We start from the raw sequence: 17,059 nt of genomic DNA, 5'->3' as shown, positions 1-17,059 counted from the left end.
ATGCCGAATTCGCATTGCTTTGAGCGGTTCAGCTGGCGCTGGCCTTGCTTGCCCAGCTCTGGAGCCAGCGCTGCGGCAGCCACGCTTCACCGTCCCACAGCCCCTTCAGTTGCTCTGGTGCATAGCTCTCAAAGCCTGCCAGTACGGCCTGGAAGGCCTGCCGCTGCTTGGCCGGCGCCGCCTTAGCCGCCGAGCTGAGGGCATCCATAACGCCTATGCCGTTCTGCTTGGCGATCTGCACCAGCTGGGCTCGCCACTGCTCGCTCAAGCGTTGGGCTTCTGCCCCATCGAGCTCAGGCTGGGCCGGCAGCTCCGGCGTCTGGTATGCGCTTGGCACGGGCAGCAGACCCAGATGGCAGCTCCAAAACTCGGCCGGACCCCACATCAGACCTGCGTCATCCAGCAGCGGCTCGGCCTGGCTGATCAGCTCCTTGAGGTCGCTGGTGCGCACACCGCTGAAATCCTTGGCCGCCAGGCGGCGATTTACTTCGGCGAGTGCAAAGAAGCTCTCCGGCCGGGGCTTGGGCGCCTTGCCGTTCTCAAACACGCTGAGGGTGCTCGGGGCCATCATTTCAAAGCCGGCCTCCTTGGCCCACTTGTACGCCGTGTACTGGGTCCAGTGGTTCAGCTCCCGCCAGCGCCGCAGCATTCGCCCGAACTGCTGACCGGCTTCGAGCTGCTTGGCTTCGATGTACCGGTACTCAGACGGCATCAAGGCTGAAATCTGGCCATTAGCGAGAGGCTAAGCCAAGGTTGCACATGTGTAATCCAATCGCTGTCAGTGCAAAAATGGATTGGCATAAATCTGGCTTGGCGGTCGCCTCTGCTGCCGTTGCCGATGCGAGCACAGGCGACCTTCGGGTGGGATCAGCCAATCGCTTTTAACCAGAGGTGGCGGCCAGCAGCAGGCATGACGCAGCAAGCCTTCTAGCTCCAGACGTTGCGCTGCTGTCAGCAGCCCCAGCGGCTCCACAATGCGGCTGTCTGGCCCCAGGCTCCAGTCGTCCCGCTGACAGCCGTAGAGCCAATCACGGCCATCGGGAGCCAGTGCCCACAGCAAGGCACCGAGCTGATCGCGCTCGATTTCAATAGCCAGCTGCCAGCCGCTGGCCAGATCGAGGTGCAGGCGCCCCCACCAGATCTCCTGCCAGCTGCGCCTGGCCAGGAAGGCCTCGCGAGCCAGCAAGGCCAGCAGGGCAATTTTGATTTCGGCGGCGCAGCAGCGAGTCAACAGTGGCAGAGCAATTGCCCTAAGCCCTTGCCGCACAAGCAAAGCGACGACTCCTGCTAAAGGGCACTGGGCTCCGTCCTGCTCTGCCGCGCCGCAGCCCAGCCACCTTGCACTTTACGATTCGCCCTAGCGAGCCTGTGCCAGGCTCAATAGGATGGTTCGATATGCCGAGGCTTCATGGCCCCGATGATGACCCCGCTCTCCGTCCAGTTCACGCTTGAGCAGCAGGCCTGGTTGGACCAGCTCACCCGCGGCGGTCTGCTGTCTCGCTCCTCGGTGATTCGGCTGATCGTGGCCGAGGCGATGGAACGCGACCAATTCACCAGCAAGCCCCGTAAGCGCCAGGGGCTCGATGGCCAGCGCTGAACCGGCTGCTCCTCCGGCGCAGGCCTGCATCGACCGCGCCGCCGCCCAGCAGTTTCTCTCCCTGCTGGGCAAAGATTCCGCCAGCGCCCGGCTACGGGCCTTTCCCCATCGCGCCAACCCCGCCAAGGGGGTGATCGGCGCCCGCAAGGGTCCGTTCGATCTGGCCGTTGCCGAGCAATGGCAGCGGGAGGGGAGGGGTGTCTACCTGGTGATCAACGACGGCGGTGACCGCAAAAGCGAGATCACGGCCTGCCGGGCGTTCTTCGTGGAGTGGGACGACCGACCCATCGCCTGGCAGCTGACGGCCTGGCGGGAGCTGGGGCTGCCGGAGCCCTCGCTGATCGTGCTCAGCGGCGGCAAGTCGGCGCACTGCTACTGGCTGCTGGAGCAGCCCATCCCACCGCAGGAGTGGGCGCCGCTGCAGGCCGAGCTGATCGCCTATGCCGGCGGCGATCCCCACTGCAAGGACGCCTCGCGGGTGATGCGGTTGCCGGGCTGCTGGTACATCGATGCAGGCGGTGAGCCCACCGCTCTGGTGGAGCTGGTGCATGTGAGCGGTCAGCGCTACTCGGCAGAGGACATTGCCCTGGCGCTGCTCCCTGATGAGTTCGCCGAACCCGTTGCAGACCCCGCGCCGCAACCAGGAATCCCCCTAGAGCATCAAGGACTGGACTCGGCCACCGGCATCCCGCTGCCGAACCTTTACGACGAGGACTTCGGGCCGCCCCGCCCGCTGGAGGAGATCCGCAACGCCCTGGCTGCCATCCCCAGGCGCGTTGCTGGCAGCAACACCTACGGCGATTACCGCAACATCCTCTGGGGCCTGATGCCGGCCTGCGAGCAGGCCGGCCATGACCGCGAGCTAGCGATCGCTTTGATGGAGGCCCACAGCCCCTCAGCCAGCTGCGGCTGGGACATCCGCCAGGTGGCCAGCTCCGGCGGCGAGCAGATCAGCGCCGCCACCTTCTGGTTCCATGCCCGCCAGCACGGCTGGCTGCCGCCGGCACCTGTCCACAACCCCAGGCCTCCCGGAGTGCAGAGCTCATGCAGCCACCGGAGCCAGGGCGACGCCAGCGGGCGCCATCCCGGCGGCAAGAGCAGCGACCGCAACAACAGCAGCAGCAGTAACCCCAGGGGGACCAAGGCATCTGCGCCTGGAGCTGGTCCTCAGCGCTTCTCGCCTCGGCCCGACAGCCGGGTGCGCTGGGGAAAGGTGCACCTGCCGATCCCACGGCGGCTGCAGGCGCTGGAGCACTGCATCCGCTCCTTGGTGGCCCGGGAGCGCAACAGCCTTTGGCGTTACGCCCGCGTGCGCGAGGCCCATGCCGCCCTGCAACTCAAGACCGCCCTGCGGCTGCAGGAAATCAGCCAGCTCACCCTCGAGGCCCTCGACATGCGCAACGGCAACCGCTTCCGCGCCCTTACAGAAGACGAACGCTCTGCCATGCCCCCACCGGCGGTGCAGTGGGAAATCCCGCTCTGCATCCCAAAGCAGGACCTGACGATCGTGGGCGGTCGGGCCAAGGTGGGCAAGACCAGGCTGGTGCACGCCCTCGCCCGCTGCCTGCTCTGCGCTGAGGACTTTCTTGGTTTCGGGGCGCCGGAGTTGCCAAGGCCGGTGATCCTGGTGACAGATGACCAGGGCGACGGCGACACCGCCCAGATGCTGCAGCAGCTGGGGATCTGGGATCACCCGTTGCTGCTCTGGTCACGCAGGTTCAGGGTCACCGAGGCCAACCTCGATGCCCTGCTGGCCTGCCTGGCCGAACACCCTGGCGCGGTGGTGATCCTCGACTCGTTGCGCTCGATCACCCGCAGCTGCTGCTTTGGCGAGAACGACCCGGAGATGGGCTCGCTGATCTACGACCTCAAGCACCAGGTCATCGACGCCGGCGGCACCCTGCTGCTCATCCACCACTGCAACAAGGCCAACGACACCACCGGCACCGAGGCCCTCTCGGGCCACAACGCCATCGCCGGTGCGGCCAACACGATCCTCACCCTGCACTACCTGGCCAAGGGCAACCGGCTGATCAAGGACTCGCCCCAGCGACGCCTGGTGCGCGAGGCCCGTTCCGGTCCGCCAGCGGATCTGGTGATGGCGATTGACGGCAACAGCGGAACCTTCTCAAGGCTCGGCACCTACGACGACCTGCAGGTGCAGCAGGAGCAGGAGAGCGATCTTGATCGCGCCAGCCAGCGGGTCCGTAAAGCGAATGAGAAGCAGCAAGAGGCCTTGCGTTACCTCCAGGCACTGCATGCCAATGGACTTGCTGGTGTGGGACTGCTGGAGCTGGTGCAGGCGATCGGCGCAGCGCCTGCAGAAGCGCGCCTTAAACGGGATCTGGAGGGAGAGACGCTGAGCACCTACAACGCCCTCGGCCGTTTCCTCAGCCACCTGGACGGCCTGGTCATGGCCACCCGGGTGGGCACCAGCGGCCAGAGCTACTACCTGCGCTACGGACTAAGCGACGCAGGCGCGGAATGGCTGGCGCGTGAGTTCGATCTGTAGGGGTGCTTCTTTGAATTCTTTGCACTCTCCTGCCCCGCAACCGATCTGGCCGGTTCTGCGGCGTGAGATCGCCCCTGCATGCTTTCGATTCTTTGCTGCCATCCCACGGCCTGAGCAACGCAGCGCCTTTTGTCCCGACGCTCACCAGAACAGGGCTGAATTCATCGTTTTCTTTTCCCTCCACTGCGCTGCAGGCGGTCTCAGTGATTTTTGGGGTGTGATTTCTTGGCCATTCTTTGTGTTCTTTCAGGGGCTTGGTCTGTGGCCTCCTGGGGGCCAAAGAATGTCCAAGAATCGAAAGAATGCGCCGAGCCCAGACCACCCCAGATCCACTGCGCCAGAAGCGAATACAAAGAAAAGAACGAATTTAGTGTTTCATGTGAGGCTGTGGTGATCTGGTGTCCTCTCACCACAACCAGCTCTGCCATCGCTGCCCCCAGCGATTGGCTGCCACCGATCCGAGGCCTGCGGCGTACAGATCCAGAGCACCGCTACTGGCTGGGGGACCATCTGTTTCCGGTGTCGATCACCAGCGTTATCGGCTCGGCTAAGAGCGAGTGGGCGATGGCCCGCATCGAGGCCACCCGCCACCAGTGGGAACCCCGCGGTCACACCGTGCATCAGGCCCTGGAGTCCCTGCTCAAGGCCTGCTTTCATCCTCTGCCCCAGCTTCGCCACCAGGCCGGCCAGCACCTGCAGGATCTGCGGGCCTCTGACTACGGCGACTGGATCGAGCCGTTGCTGGCCCACCCCCATTGGCAGGAGGTGACGGTGATCGCCTCGGAGCGGCCCACCTGCTGCCTGATCCGCAACCTGGCCGGCATGTCCGCCGACAATGAAGTTGGCCGGTCGGCGACAAGCTCGTTGGCCGGTGGGGTGAGTGCTGGAGACCCTGGTGCCGATGCGCAGGGACCAGGTGATGCCGGCACCACTGACAAGCCACCAACGCAATCTGTTCATGACGAAACGACGAGGCGGCAGCAGCCAGGAGGCTGCTGCCGCGGCGGCGGGCATCTCAGTGCGCAGTGCTCGCCGGATTGAATGCAATCAGCTGCAGCCGCGGGCGAACCAGCCCCGTGGCCGCACCCGCCCCGATCCGCTGGTAGGGGTATGGGAGGAGGAGCTGGTGCCGTTGCTGCAGCGCTCACCCGCGCTGACGCCGATCACGCTCCTGGAGCATCTGCAGCAGCAGAAACCTGATGTGGACTGGATTCCGCTACAGCGCACCCTGCAGCGCCGGGTGCGGGAGTGGAAGGCACTGCACGGCCCGGCGCCGGAGGTGATCTTCCCTTTGAGCTATGAGCCTGGCGAAATTGCCTTCTGTGACTTCACCCAGCTCAAGGGGGTGGAGGTGACGATCGCCGGCCAGGTGTTCCCCCATCTGCTGTTCCACTACCGCCTGGCCTGGAGCGGCTGGAGCTATGCGCAGGTGGTCCAGGGCGGCGAGAGTTTTGCAGCCCTCTCCGAGGGTCTGCAGAACGCTCTGGCTGCCTGCGGCGGGGTGCCAGGTGAACTGCGCATCGACCGGTTATCAGCAGCGTGCCGTAACCGCAACGGCAGTTTCAGCTCCGACATCACCCGCCGTTATCACGCCCTCTGCAGCCACTACAGCCTGGCCTACAGCCGCAACAACCTGGGGGTGGCGCATGAGAACGGCCGTGTGGAGAGTCCCCATGGCCATCTCAAGCGGCGGATCGAGCAGGCGTTGCTGCTGCGCGGCAGCAGTGATTTCGAGTCGCTGGCTGAATACCAGGCTTTTCTGGCCGCGGTGATTGACCAGTACAACAGGCCGCGCCTGATCCGGCTGGAGCAGGAGCAGGCGGCGCTGCGGCCACTACCGCGGTTTCGTTTTGCCGACTACGACATTGAACAGCTCACGGTGCGGCGCACCAGCACGATCGAGGTACGCAGAGTCGTGTATTCGGTGCCGCCGCGGCTGATCGACCAGCGGCTGACGGTGCGGATCTTCCACGACCGGCTGCAGCTGCTTCTGGGCCGGCAGATCGCCTGCGAACTGGAGCGGCGCCACGGCGGTGTCGAGCGTCATGGGCGGGCGTGGAGCATCGATCTGGAGCACCTGATCGATGCGCTCAGGCGAAAACCCCGGGCATTGCTGCACTGCAGTTACCAGCGGGAGCTGTTCCCCGATGAGCGCTGGTGGCAGCTGTGGCAGCAGCTGCGCAATGGCGGTGACCGTGACGCCGCCGCCCGATTGATGGTCGAGGCGCTGTATGTGGGCTGCCGCCTGGCGGGCTACGAGCCAGTGCTGGGTTGGCTCGAGAAGGCCCATCAACGGCAAGGGCTGTCGCTGGCGGCGCTGCAGCAACGCTTCCGGCTGCCGCCCCATCGCCCCCACCCACCGCAACGCATTCCCCAACACAGCCTGCAGAGCTATGACGACCTCCTTGCCCTCCATCCCGCGGCCCCAGGCGGCGGAAGCCGCCCTGCCGATCCTGCTGCGACAGCTGCGGTTGGCATGGATCCGCTGCCACTGGCAGAGCATCGCCTCGCAGGCTGAGGGCGAGGGCTGGAGCCCCAGTCAGTTTCTCTATGCCCTGTGCGAGCAGGAAATGGAGCAACGCCAGCAGGCCCGCCAGCACCGGCTGCTGCGCGCGGCCCAGCTGCCCTGGAGCAAAGCGCTGGCGGACTACGACCATGGCGGCCGGATCGAGGCGCACCGATGGCAGGAACTGGAGGCCTTGAGCCGCCAGAGCGAGTGGCTGCAGCGGGGCGAGAACGTGCTGCTGTTCGGCCCCAGCGGTGTGGGCAAGACGCACCTGGCGGTCGGCATCGCCTTGGCGCAGATCGGCCTGGATCAGGCCTGCCGCTTCTATCCCGCCACGAGCCTGGTGCAGGAGCTGCAGAAGGCCCGCGCCGAATACAACCTGCCGGCAGCGCTGGAGCGGCTGGATCGCTACCCGCTGCTGCTGATCGATGACATTGGCTATGTGCGGCGGGATGAACAGGAGAGCAGCGTGCTGTTTGAGCTGATCTGCCACCGCTACGAGCGCCGATCGCTGCTGATCACCGCCAATCAGCCGTTCACCGCCTGGGATGAGATCTTCCCCAGCAGCTCAATGACCGTGGCGGCGGTGGACCGGCTGGTGCACCACTGCCACATCGTCGAGATCAGCGGCGACAGCCACCGCCGCGCCCAAGCAAGCCGGCGCAGCGGCAGCAAATAGCCACAGCAGCCGTAGAGAAGCGGAGAACAGCCCGGGAGATTGTCGTCCGGCGACAACCTGGTGCCGATGGTGCCAGACCCCGGCGGGGAGCTCCGCGCTGCCGGCGGACTGTGCGGTCCGCCGGCTCGTGCGCTCCAGGGCAAGGTTCAGCGGAGGTCTCGGCGCCTAACCGGCCAACGTGGTTGTCGCCTGGTGCCGATCAGAGGAAGTCAGTGCTGGCAATGGCTCTGAGCGATGGATGGCTCAGTATTCGTGTCGCCTCCAGCGTCATCGCCCCCCAGTTGTCGCCGGCGACAACTGGGGGGCGATCAGTTCCCCTCACCGGCCAACTTGATTGACGCCAATCGGCCAAGGGGGTTGACGCGGGACACCTGATTCACCAACCAGCCCATGGCGCTGCGCTCATCGCTCGTACCCTTCGCCAACAGCAGTTGCAGATGTTGGCGCTCCAATCCCCCCCTCTGCCAAGTAGACGGGGCGATCACGGCGGCCAGATCAGGCCGCAGCCCGGCTACGGTGAAACCCAGGCAGTAGCGAGACGCCCTCTGGGCTGCTTTCGCCAATGGACTGACCCTGCTTCCCTGCAGGGATCCAGGAACCGGCAGCGCTAATGGGGAACGGCAAACCAGAGTCTTCACGGGCATTCTCCCAAAAAAATCTCCCGAGAAGAACCGGAATCTATGCACTCACTCAATAGATCGAGAGGGCTTCATTCGCCACCTCCGCCCTGGCAGCGGAGCCTATGCTGGGTAATTGGGAATTTAGGAAAGTGAATAAGGAAGAAATCTTGCACGATTACAAGCAAAAGCCTGGTGCGTTCATCCCTGAATTTGTCGCCTTGGATGATCTCGCGGAGATTTATCTAAACAACCCTGGCTTCCACTCAAGCTTCGAGGACTTTATGGATGAATGGCAAGAAGAGGACAATGCTGTAGAATGCGAGTTCTAAGCGAGAATTGATTCCATTTGGATATCCCTCCTCAAGAACTTAGCCCAAAGTGGTTTAAAAGTCACCTGCTTGACCGCTCGGTTGAGCTCCAAGAGCTTTATGAGTTGCCTCAAGGGCAGCTAGATCTTGTAATGGCAGAGGCTGCCGAGGTCAGGACTGATGTAGTCAATCGCGACCGCAACCATGGCAGGTGGTGTACCGCTGGCTATTTCCTGGAACTTGCGAAGATCATTAGTGAACGGCGATTCGCTCAGCTTGATCGCAAGTAAGGCTGCACGGCAGAAGAAAAAAGATCACACAGTCTTTTTTGACTATGGATGCCATCGAGTTGGCAGTTGTGCATGTGTGCCCTGAATTGTCGCTAGCGCTGGCAGCATCACTAATTAGCAAAGGCTCTGCATCGATCGCCAGCAGAGCCGCCTCGGCAACAGGTATTGGCAGCGCCGCGACGGGCTGCCACTCCCACTGACAGCCGAGACGGGTCATGGCCACAAGCACCACATCCTCCAGCACCAACATCAACACTTCCCGCAGCGCGGGTGAAGGCAACGAGCTGCTGGACCTCCGCGACACGGACGCCAATGAGCAGGACAGTTCTTCTGATGACAACGGTGGCAGCACCGACGACCCTGCTCCCAGCGGCCACGACCTAGCCGCCCAAGGCAAGGACGGCCTCAGCGAGGCCCTCAAGGCCGAACGGCGCCGCACCAACCACCTTGAAAAAGAACTGCGTGGCGTACGGCAGCAGCTGACCCGCTTCTCCGAGATCAACCCGGAGGAATACTCCCGCCTGCAGGAGGCAGAACGGCAGAAGCAACTGCTGGAGCAGCAGGTGGAGCTACGCGAACGCCAGATGGAAGAAGCCTCTGCCAAGAAGGTGGCAACCGTTGCGGCTGAGCGCGATGGTGCCCAGGCATTGGTGCTGGCCTTGCGCAAGGAACGGCTGCTGGAGCGCGCTTTCTCAGAAGCCGAGGGCCGCACCGGCGGCGACGGGCGCGGCACCTTCTTTGATGTCTTTAAGGGGCAGCTGGGCGAGAGCTTTCGTCTCAGTGCCGGCAAGGACGGCATCGATGTGCTGGAACCACTGGACAGCCAGGGCCAGCCTCTGCTGGGCGATGACGGGCGGCCATTGAGCACCGCTGACTTCCTCGATCAGCTGCGCATTCATCCCGTCTACGGCTTCTTGTTCCAACAGCGCGGCGCCATGGGCGCAAGTGCCATCACCAGCACCCCGGGGCTGGGAACCGCTGCAACGGCCGGTGCCTTTGGCGAGGTGCTCAACCCCCAGGCGATGAGCGCCAGTGAGCTCTACCGGGCTGGTTTTGTGACCAACGGCCGCAGCCCACGCCGCTGAGCACAGCAGTCCAGCCGATGGCCAGCCGCTACTACCTGGTGTTCTGGAGCCGCCGCTCGACAGCCACCGTGGTGCCGGCGGCCACAGCTGCCCAGGCCCGTACTAGAGCCCGTGGCCGCCATAAAGCGGGCTACGGCACCCTGCTCTCAGCCCGTCACGCCAACGAAGCTGACAGTCGCTTGATTCGTAAAGGAGTATGGGTGCAGCGCCGCAAGGACGGCAGTAGCCCCCAGTTCGGCAGCGCTGCTGCACGAACAGCGGCCAGACGCCAGCGCAGCCGCTACCGCCACTGGTTGTGAGCACGCTTATCGGTGCGACGCTGCGACGACACCCCGCAATCCCGAGCAGGCGGGAGTGGGTGGAGAGGAGTCGGAAGCAGGAGACCTGGAACTGCCTGCCCCTATGGCTAGGCCGTTGACCAGTAGTGCCGAGACTTGTGTTTTTCAACCAGGCCGCGTCATCCTGAGGGTCGAGGTATTGCCATGACCACAGCTCCAGCCGCAACGATCAGCGAAATCCAGCTGCAGCAGATGGCAGCTGAAATCCGGGATGAGATTCCTGGCGCTGAAGTGCGGTTGTTTGGCTCCCACGCCCGGGGTGATGCGCGCCCTGATTCCGACATCGACCTGCTGATCACCGCCAGCGACAGCTGGCTACAGCAGCACAACCGCTTTGACACCCTCGGCAAGCTCTGGCGCCGGCTCGCCCACAACCGCATCCCCATTGACCTCTTGCTTTATTCCCAGAGCCAGGTGGCCGAGCGGCGCCAATGGCTCAGCCACGTGATCTCGAGGGCCTACCGAGAAGGACGGCTGCTGCATGACCAACCCTGAGGCCCAGGCCCTGCTGCGTATCGCTCGCCGCGATCTCAAAGCAGCCGAGGTTCTGCAGATCCCGTCCATCGATGAATCCAGCTGGGGCTTTCAGATTCAGCAGGCGGTGGAAAAGGCCCTGAAGGCCTGGTTGTTTAGCCTTGGCGAGGAGCCACCGCTGATCCATAACCTCACGGCCCTGCTGCAGCGGGTCGCCGATGCTGGCGGTGATGTTGAGCCCTTCCTGGCCCTGGAAGCGTTCACCGTCTTTGCCGTCCAGTTCCGTTACGACGCTGAGCCAGAGCCGATGGAACTGGACCGCAGGGACTGGCAACAGCGGGCTGTGGAGCTGGTCGATCACGTCGAGCTGATTGTGCGCAGAGGCTGCTGATTCACCAGCTGGGCGCTGCCAGTGGGTGATGAAAAGGGGGCCGATCAGGCCCCCTATGGGGCATCAGATCACCGAGACGGTGCAGCCCTTGGTGCCTTGCATCGCCTTGGCGATCGAGAAGGCCTTTTCAGCCGGAACAAAGCGCATCTTTTTGACGGGCTTGCCGCGACGACCAAAGAACTGCTGCTCGCAGGGATGGGCACCGCCTTTGATGCCTTCTGGATAGAAGTGCACCACCACGCGGCGGATTTCACAGCAGGGGAAAGAAATGACGGCCATGGGATTGGCGCGAGGGACCCAACCGATCCGCCCGACGTGCGCTGGGGAAGGCAGGGGCGGCGGCACGCCGCTTGCGTAGCCCTTGCCAATACAAGCCGTTCGGGCACGGTGCTGGGGTCCCTCGCTCCAACCCATCCGGTCAGCTCGGCACTGCTACTGAGCGCCTGCAGTGGTGCCTCTGCCGTTGGCTGGCATCAAAAAAGCTTGTTCGCCGACAATGAAGTTGGCCGGTCACAGCGAAACGCCTCAGGGCAGGCACGTAGATCTGGGCACCGTTACGCCTGTGGCTCGATCCGCTGGGGCTTTTGGGCGGTGTCGATCAGCAAGCTGTGCAGCAGCTCCTTGCTGCAGATCAGCAGGTGGGCCATCCAGCTTCCCGTCAGCTTTGGTTCGGCTACCGGGTCACCGCTGCAGCGGCGGATGACCTGCTTGATCTCGAGCAGTTCGCGGTCGATGTGGCGCACCATCGCTTCTGTGCTCTCACTTGGTGTTGCTGGCGGTGGCATCTCCATTCCGGCCACTCTGCTGCAGAAGTCGGGTGCCGGTGGGGCTGTCAAGCTCTCAACTGGAGGTCCTCTGGCGCTCCCAGGACAACCGTTGGGCTGCTGCTCAGCTGTTCTTGCTGCCTACCCCCGGGACACGGCGGAAGATTCCATCGAGATAGTGGCGCACAACCACTGGCTGCTTGCAGCCCTGCTGAAACAGGAAGCTCGCAACGGCTGCCTGCATCAATCGGTACTGGTCCATATCCTGCCGAGACCTGATGAACATCAGCATCGCCTCATAGAGATCCTCAGGAAACTGGTTTTCCACACTCACGTGGGCCGCCATCGCATCCGGGATCTCAGCCATGGCGTCGTCAACCTTCTCAACCCATCCATCACCCCACGGCATCCTCCCGCCCGTCAAAGGCAGGTCCTATTGCGGGACTCTGTCGGGTAATTGCAAGACCCATTGCTATGACGGGCAAGGCGTTCATGGTGAACACGCTGAGCCTGGAGCGACTGCCGCAGCCCTGCTGCTGTCAAGGCTCGCTGCGTTTTCCCACGGCAGGTGCTGGGAGCTTGCGCTCGGCATGAGTCTTGGCTGAAACGACTGGGGAATAGCTGGGGAGAACTCCTGCTCCAGGCAGCGAAACTCGCTCTTTACTGCTGCTGATCAATCGGCGCTACTAGCCCCAATAATCGCGATGTGTCGCTTGATAGCCCCTTCCTTGACTTGACGGATCGGGCCATCGCGGTCCGAGCGAAATGCCACCTGCGCCTTGGGCATGCGCTCAAGCAGCGCCTTCAGCAATTGATCCAGGAGCTTCTGGCTCTGGGGTGCTCCAGCACCCATCCCTTCCCGGCTGGTGACCAAGATGCCCAGGGCATCGCCGCCTTGAAGCTCCAGCAGCAATTTCACTGGCATTCCTGCCGAGACAAGGTCTATCGAGACATTGCGCCGATCCAGCCAGGTCAGCGCCCCGCCCCATAGCTGGGCAATCTGCTCAAGCTCACCGCGCAGCTCACTGCCAGCAGCAACAGGGGTGATCAGCGCCTCAAAGCGGGCCATGGCTACATCTGTTCCCCGCCACTTTGGCGGGGAGTGGCGGCACTGATGCCGATCGCAAGGCCATCGCCATCAGTTGATAAGTGCCGTGGCTCCCAGCTGGCTGATTGCACCAAACAAGGCCAGCAGAAGCCGCTTTCGTTGCGGCAGGCTGAACCCATGCCCTGGACGCCCCACGCCGACTGGATTTTCACGGTGGTGAGCACCAGCAGCATCCTGCTGATTGTTTGGCTGGTGCTGCGTCCCAGGCCGTAACGGTTGGCTGGGGTGGGGTCTGAGCTGCTCTGGCTCAAGACGGCGGCCCCACCCTGGAAATGGCCGCTCCCCCCAACAGCGCCAGCAGCAGGTTGAGGGTGGAATCAAAGCCGCTCTGCAGCTGCTGCAAAGTGCCTGGGCACACTTGGCCGACGGCCCGGCCAGCCATGGATCGCTGGCCGCAGATTCCGGCAGCCAGCCCGTAGACCAGCAGCTGCGCTGCGATCACCACCGCCAGGGTCTTCAAGACAAAACGCTCACGATCAAACGGTTGCTTGGGACCTTGCGGCCCTGGCGGCAGGGGTGTGAGCGGCTGCGGTGCTTCTGCCATGGTCAGCAGCTCAGGGATGACAGCTGAGCAGCCAGCCGGTGCCGGGGCCATCGGCCTCCCAGCGGGGTAGCCAGTTTTTCCAGCTGTAGTGTTGGCCGGCGCCGTTGGTGTTGCTCGTGTAGCCACCAGGCACGAGGTCGGCTTCCCCATTGGGGTCGTTGTGGATCGCGACCGCCTCGGTGAAACCGATCACCACACTCCAGTGGCCGCCACCAGAAGGTGCCGAGACCGAACCGTGATGCAGCCAGCCCACCGCCACCGGTCGGCCCAGGTTGATCTGCTCCTCCAGATCGCTGCGGTCGCCATTGGTGGCGAAATTCGCCGTCAGCCCCAGGGAGCGCAATGCGGCCAGTTGGGCCTGGGCATCGGTGCTGTCGCCATAACGGGCACGGATGACGTTGTAGGCGTCGTCGCCTGTGACCTTGCCCCAGTAGCGGGCGAGCATGGCGCAGCTGCTGGAGAAGCACTCGCGGTAGCCGGTGCCTGAGGCGTTGTCGTTCTGGTTCTCCCAGGCCACCGGCAGGGGATTGGCATGCGCCGCTGCTGGGGGAGCCGGTGGGGCCGAGGAGAAGGTCTGCCGCCAGGGTGTCGCCTCGGTGAGGACCTCCGGGTCAGCGCTGATCACGGCGAGCCGCAACTGCTCGATGCCCTCCAGCTGCTGGGGCTGAGCCTTCCAGTTGTCCCAGAACTGACGCCAGCGCTCAGCTGTGAACGGCGCCTGGGCGGCGGGGGAAGAGTCAGTCCCTACAGCTGGGGTGGTGGACATGGCAACAGGGCAGACATCTGCTGTTGCCGAACTGGTTGATCAGCGAAACGGACCAGTCCCATTCAGTGCTGGCAATCAAGCCGTGCCGAGCCTGAGCAACGCGCCTGAAGTGAATACACAAACCATGCATAATCTGCATAGACATCACAACTGTCCATCCATGAGTAGGATCCGCAAATTGGATAACGCCTATGAGATCAAGGGACCTTGCCACTAGCTTTTTGGCGACCGTGCTGAGCCTCACCGCAGCACAAGCCCAGAGTTTTCGCTCAACAAGCCTTGATTACAATATTGTCGCGCTGAAAGAATCCCGCAGCTTGGCTGCGCTTTGCGTTAAAGATCCTCAGATAAAGGAGTGTCACTTCGCGATTGGGGAATGGAAGCCAGAGGAACTTGAGCGGGTCAAGCTTGAGGTTCCAATATGCTTTGATCAATGCATGCTTGATGTGTTTGGATTTTACAAGGATCCGGAGACATCACGCGAGATACCAGCTGTTCGAACCAAGGATTTTGATAGCTCTGCACCCAGCCGAGGCTTTGAAGCCGTCTTCTATCCCGTTGCCCTCCGGCTCTTTCGCTACGAGGGTTGTGCTGGTTGTGCATTGATCTACCAATATCCCACCAAAGTCACAGCGCAGATCAACGGCCAGTCCTATGGACTGCCAATTCTTGCTCGAGGTGGTTATTATATTCCAAGCGGCCTGAGGAGGGCCATTATCAACGCACCCTCATCTCCACTCACCTTGCGGGCAACAACCAGCGAGGGTGACTTCATGGTCAACATTTCAACCAAAGCCGTGGGTGAATACGCCAAGATGCTTCGCCTGCTTCAGTATGATCAAGTTCTCTAAATCATGAAAAACGCATTTACTAAAATTGCTATCGGCCTTGCCCTGTCAGCTGTTGGCGGGCCAAGTCTTGCTCAAATCGGCAATGTAGGCAACGCGACAGGCACACCTGCCCAGAATGTCTTCTGTGAGAAAAGTCTCAAGTCAACAGTCACTCGTGTCAGCAAGACTGTGTTGCCAAGTGGCTACAGTGATCTTAAAGACGTCCAGCTGAACTCTGACTTTCGGTTCCCCAAAAACGACCTCCCCTTTTCGCAGGCGCTTGCCCTGAATGATCCGGTAACTGGTCAGTCAGTTGGGGTTTATGATCAGAACTTTGTGCCGGGTGGCTCTAAGGTATTTTCATCATGGGGTCGCTTTGGGATAACCATATGGGGGTATTGGCTGCTGAGTACGGGCGGCGGGTTTAGCGAAAAAGTTGCCACATTTGTGCCTTTCGAGGCAGACATTCTTTGGATCTCTGATGGCGATAGCTTTCTGATCATCAAAGGTTGCAATGGTCGATTTACGGTGACAAGCGAAGTCGCCGCTGCCCTGCGTAACTACCCGGCAGGCAAGAACGGCTACATCCGCTTCTCCACTGAGGGAACAGGGAGTGCGGTGCTCTCTGAGATTGGCAAAGACACCGTAGCGGCATGGAAAAAGGTCTACGCAAACTGGTCTCCAGAAGCCCCCCCGAAGATTGAATCTCTAGGCTTCTAGCAGTTGCGATCCAGTCCTGTCCTTGCTCTCAATCACTGAGCAGGGGCGGGTACTTACTATTGAACGTCCACCCCTGCTGCCATGGGAATCCTGCTGCTGGTCGTTGGTTTTGCCTGGTGCGGCAGTTGCCTGCTCAAGGCTTTGCTCGCGTCCAGCCAGCCAGTGACCAGGGCTGCTCTACCTGCCGGCAAGACGCGCCAGATCGATGGGGTAACCACTGAGAACGTCGTCCAGAAGCTTTCGGCCGACGCCGATTCCCTATCAGCGACTGAGCGGTTGGCGATTGATCGGGCACTGCTGCTCAGTGACGCCATCAACCAGTCCTTCCTGGTGCTGGATCAGTGCCGTGATCTCGATGGCCGTATCGCCCAGTTGGGGATGATCCGCGACAACCTCCAGCAGCTACGCGAGCTCTGCAAGCAGAACGCCTGCCTGACAGTGAACCTCGACCAGATCCAGAGTGAATTCGAACGTCGGATTCGTAGCGGCCTGCCGCCCCAGCTGACCAACAGCTGAGCCAGCCGCTATCGGCCCCGATGGCCCAGCTCGGCAATAGCCCCTGACCTCCCTGGGGCGCTGCCCCCTGAGCCATGGGCCTCACCCTGATCGAGGCAGCCAAATACGAAAACCGGCTCGAGCACCTCGCTGTGCTCAAGACGTTTTCAGAGGGCGAACTGCTCGCCCGGTTGCCGTTCATGAACATCGCCGGCAGCGGCCTCTTCTATTCCGCTGAGCAGGAACTGCCCTCGGTGGGCTTCCGCGCCGTCAATGAGGGCTACACCCAGAGCTACGGCGTTGTGGACCAGCGCGCAGAAGCGGTGCACCTCTTTGGCGGTGACGTGGATGTGGACCGCTCGATCGTGGATCTGATGGGCCCTGAGGCCCGTGCCAGCCAGATCGAGATGAAGGTGCGCTCCATGCGGCTCACCTTGGAGGCGACCGTGATCAACGGTGACACCGCTGCCAACCCGCGGGCCTTTGACGGTCTGAGCAAGCGCCTGCCGCCCGGTGACACCATGGCGATCGACAACAGCGCTGGCGCCGGATCTGCTGGTGCTCCGCTCGATTTCGATCGGCTCGATGAGCTGATCGATTCGGTGAATGCCTACGGCGGCAGCAAGGTGCTGGTGATGAGCAAGGCGATGCGCCGCCAGCTCAATGCCCTGGCCCGCAGCACCATGGGCGGCGGCGTGTACCAGACCAGCACCAACTCCTACGGGATGACGGTGCACCGTTACCAGGACTGCGACATCCTCACGGTGGACCGCGATGCCCAGGGCGTCGAGGTGATGGGTTACGACGAGGCGGCCGGCACCAGCTCGATCTACTGCTGCACCTTTGGTGATCAGGGCGTCACCGGTCTGCAGGGCCCGTTCCAGGGCCGGTATGGGATTTCGGTGCGGGACCTCGGTGAGGTGCCTGATGCACCTGTTTTCCGCACCCGCGTCGATTGGTACGTGGGCTTTGCCGTGCTGCATCCGCGTGCAAGCGGCCGTCTGTTCAACATCACCCCCGCTGGAGCCTGAG

The 17,059-nt window shown here is 62.7% G+C and carries 24 protein-coding genes; 15 read left to right on the top strand and 9 right to left on the bottom strand.

The window, feature by feature from the left end; translation table 11 throughout:
* Window positions 1-28 precede the first annotated feature (28 nt).
* The gene (locus H8F27_RS16150; protein WP_197149461.1) at window positions 29-712 is read right to left on the bottom strand and encodes a helix-turn-helix transcriptional regulator; all 684 of its coding nucleotides are present in this window, start codon (window positions 710-712) and stop codon (window positions 29-31) included.
* Window positions 713-778: 66 nt separating this feature from the next.
* The gene (locus H8F27_RS16145) at window positions 779-1,231 is read right to left on the bottom strand and encodes a hypothetical protein (protein ID WP_197149460.1); all 453 of its coding nucleotides are present in this window, start codon (window positions 1,229-1,231) and stop codon (window positions 779-781) included.
* Window positions 1,232-1,420: 189 nt separating this feature from the next.
* On the opposite strand from H8F27_RS16145, the gene H8F27_RS16140 reads away from it, so the two are divergent.
* From H8F27_RS16140 to istB, 5 genes are all read left to right on the top strand, one after another.
* The gene (locus H8F27_RS16140) at window positions 1,421-1,597 is read left to right on the top strand and encodes a hypothetical protein (RefSeq protein WP_231596376.1); all 177 of its coding nucleotides are present in this window, start codon (window positions 1,421-1,423) and stop codon (window positions 1,595-1,597) included.
* The gene (locus H8F27_RS16135) at window positions 1,584-4,109 is read left to right on the top strand and encodes an AAA family ATPase (RefSeq protein WP_197149458.1); all 2,526 of its coding nucleotides are present in this window, start codon (window positions 1,584-1,586) and stop codon (window positions 4,107-4,109) included. Before H8F27_RS16140 ends, H8F27_RS16135 begins: the two co-directional genes overlap by 14 nt.
* A gap of 390 nt (window positions 4,110-4,499) precedes the next feature.
* Window positions 4,500-5,150, top strand: coding sequence for a hypothetical protein (locus tag H8F27_RS16130; protein ID WP_231596375.1), 651 nt, complete (start codon window positions 4,500-4,502; stop codon window positions 5,148-5,150).
* Window positions 5,068-6,627: an IS21 family transposase gene (istA, locus tag H8F27_RS17820; RefSeq protein ID WP_231596701.1), complete on the top strand. Its 1,560-nt coding sequence runs from the start codon at window positions 5,068-5,070 to the stop codon at window positions 6,625-6,627. The genes H8F27_RS16130 and istA overlap by 83 nt, the downstream gene beginning before the upstream one ends.
* Window positions 6,581-7,294, top strand: coding sequence for an IS21-like element helper ATPase IstB (gene istB / locus H8F27_RS16125; RefSeq protein ID WP_231596186.1), 714 nt, complete (start codon window positions 6,581-6,583; stop codon window positions 7,292-7,294). Before istA ends, istB begins: the two co-directional genes overlap by 47 nt.
* A 308-nt stretch (window positions 7,295-7,602) precedes the next feature.
* Here istB and H8F27_RS16120 read toward each other — a convergent pair whose 3' ends face one another.
* Window positions 7,603-7,857 (bottom strand): hypothetical protein, encoded by a 255-nt coding sequence (locus H8F27_RS16120; RefSeq protein ID WP_197149453.1) that lies wholly within the window; start codon window positions 7,855-7,857, stop codon window positions 7,603-7,605.
* A gap of 206 nt (window positions 7,858-8,063) precedes the next feature.
* Between H8F27_RS16120 and H8F27_RS16115 the strand changes: the two genes are divergently transcribed.
* The 6 genes from H8F27_RS16115 (at window position 8,064) to H8F27_RS16095 (ending at window position 10,800) form a co-directional block, all read left to right on the top strand.
* Window positions 8,064-8,243: a hypothetical protein gene (locus H8F27_RS16115; RefSeq protein WP_197149451.1), complete on the top strand. Its 180-nt coding sequence runs from the start codon at window positions 8,064-8,066 to the stop codon at window positions 8,241-8,243.
* Between the two features lie 17 nt (window positions 8,244-8,260).
* Window positions 8,261-8,512 (top strand): hypothetical protein, encoded by a 252-nt coding sequence (locus tag H8F27_RS17815; protein ID WP_231596374.1) that lies wholly within the window; start codon window positions 8,261-8,263, stop codon window positions 8,510-8,512.
* Window positions 8,513-8,727: 215 nt separating this feature from the next.
* On the top strand, window positions 8,728-9,597 hold the full coding sequence (locus H8F27_RS16110; protein WP_197149446.1) for a hypothetical protein: 870 nt from the start codon (window positions 8,728-8,730) through the stop codon (window positions 9,595-9,597).
* A 17-nt stretch (window positions 9,598-9,614) separates the two neighbouring features.
* On the top strand, window positions 9,615-9,896 hold the full coding sequence (locus H8F27_RS16105) for a hypothetical protein (RefSeq protein WP_197149445.1): 282 nt from the start codon (window positions 9,615-9,617) through the stop codon (window positions 9,894-9,896).
* Between the two features lie 183 nt (window positions 9,897-10,079).
* Window positions 10,080-10,430, top strand: a complete 351-nt coding sequence (locus tag H8F27_RS16100; RefSeq protein ID WP_197149444.1) for a nucleotidyltransferase domain-containing protein — start codon at window positions 10,080-10,082, stop codon at window positions 10,428-10,430.
* Window positions 10,417-10,800, top strand: coding sequence for a HEPN domain-containing protein (locus H8F27_RS16095; RefSeq protein WP_197149443.1), 384 nt, complete (start codon window positions 10,417-10,419; stop codon window positions 10,798-10,800). Before H8F27_RS16100 ends, H8F27_RS16095 begins: the two co-directional genes overlap by 14 nt.
* A gap of 63 nt (window positions 10,801-10,863) precedes the next feature.
* On the opposite strand, the gene H8F27_RS16090 is transcribed toward H8F27_RS16095, so the two are convergent.
* The 6 genes from H8F27_RS16090 to H8F27_RS16065 all read right to left on the bottom strand — a co-directional run bounded on the left by H8F27_RS16090 (window position 10,864) and on the right by H8F27_RS16065 (window position 13,982).
* The gene (locus tag H8F27_RS16090; RefSeq protein ID WP_197149434.1) at window positions 10,864-11,079 is read right to left on the bottom strand and encodes a hypothetical protein; all 216 of its coding nucleotides are present in this window, start codon (window positions 11,077-11,079) and stop codon (window positions 10,864-10,866) included.
* A 275-nt stretch (window positions 11,080-11,354) separates the two neighbouring features.
* Window positions 11,355-11,585: a hypothetical protein gene (locus H8F27_RS16085; RefSeq protein WP_197149432.1), complete on the bottom strand. Its 231-nt coding sequence runs from the start codon at window positions 11,583-11,585 to the stop codon at window positions 11,355-11,357.
* 103 nt (window positions 11,586-11,688) lie between these two features.
* The gene (locus H8F27_RS16080; protein ID WP_231596373.1) at window positions 11,689-11,931 is read right to left on the bottom strand and encodes a DUF2811 domain-containing protein; all 243 of its coding nucleotides are present in this window, start codon (window positions 11,929-11,931) and stop codon (window positions 11,689-11,691) included.
* 306 nt (window positions 11,932-12,237) lie between these two features.
* Window positions 12,238-12,633 (bottom strand): hypothetical protein, encoded by a 396-nt coding sequence (locus tag H8F27_RS16075; protein ID WP_197149430.1) that lies wholly within the window; start codon window positions 12,631-12,633, stop codon window positions 12,238-12,240.
* Between the two features lie 286 nt (window positions 12,634-12,919).
* Complete coding sequence (locus H8F27_RS16070; protein ID WP_197149429.1) at window positions 12,920-13,216, bottom strand: hypothetical protein; 297 nt, start codon at window positions 13,214-13,216, stop codon at window positions 12,920-12,922.
* A 10-nt stretch (window positions 13,217-13,226) separates the two neighbouring features.
* Window positions 13,227-13,982 carry a C39 family peptidase gene (locus H8F27_RS16065; RefSeq protein WP_197149428.1) on the bottom strand — a complete coding sequence of 252 codons (756 nt, stop codon included), beginning with the start codon at window positions 13,980-13,982 and terminating at the stop codon, window positions 13,227-13,229.
* 230 nt (window positions 13,983-14,212) lie between these two features.
* Between H8F27_RS16065 and H8F27_RS16060 the strand changes: the two genes are divergently transcribed.
* From H8F27_RS16060 to H8F27_RS16045, 4 genes are all read left to right on the top strand, one after another.
* Complete coding sequence (locus H8F27_RS16060) at window positions 14,213-14,833, top strand: hypothetical protein (protein WP_231596372.1); 621 nt, start codon at window positions 14,213-14,215, stop codon at window positions 14,831-14,833.
* Between the two features lie 3 nt (window positions 14,834-14,836).
* Entirely contained in the window at window positions 14,837-15,532 is a 696-nt protein-coding gene (locus tag H8F27_RS16055; protein WP_197149426.1) for a hypothetical protein, read from the top strand.
* 81 nt (window positions 15,533-15,613) lie between these two features.
* A complete protein-coding gene (locus H8F27_RS16050; protein WP_197149425.1) occupies window positions 15,614-16,048 on the top strand; it encodes a hypothetical protein in 435 nt (144 codons plus the stop codon).
* A 74-nt stretch (window positions 16,049-16,122) separates the two neighbouring features.
* On the top strand, window positions 16,123-17,058 hold the full coding sequence (locus tag H8F27_RS16045) for a major capsid protein (protein ID WP_197149424.1): 936 nt from the start codon (window positions 16,123-16,125) through the stop codon (window positions 17,056-17,058).
* Window position 17,059: the final 1 nt, after the last annotated feature.

The sequence above is a fragment of the Synechococcus sp. CBW1108 genome (assembly GCF_015840335.1).
In the GTDB taxonomy this organism is placed as follows: domain Bacteria; phylum Cyanobacteriota; class Cyanobacteriia; order PCC-6307; family Cyanobiaceae; genus Cyanobium_A.
This window is presented reverse-complemented; position numbering and strand designations above follow the sequence as displayed.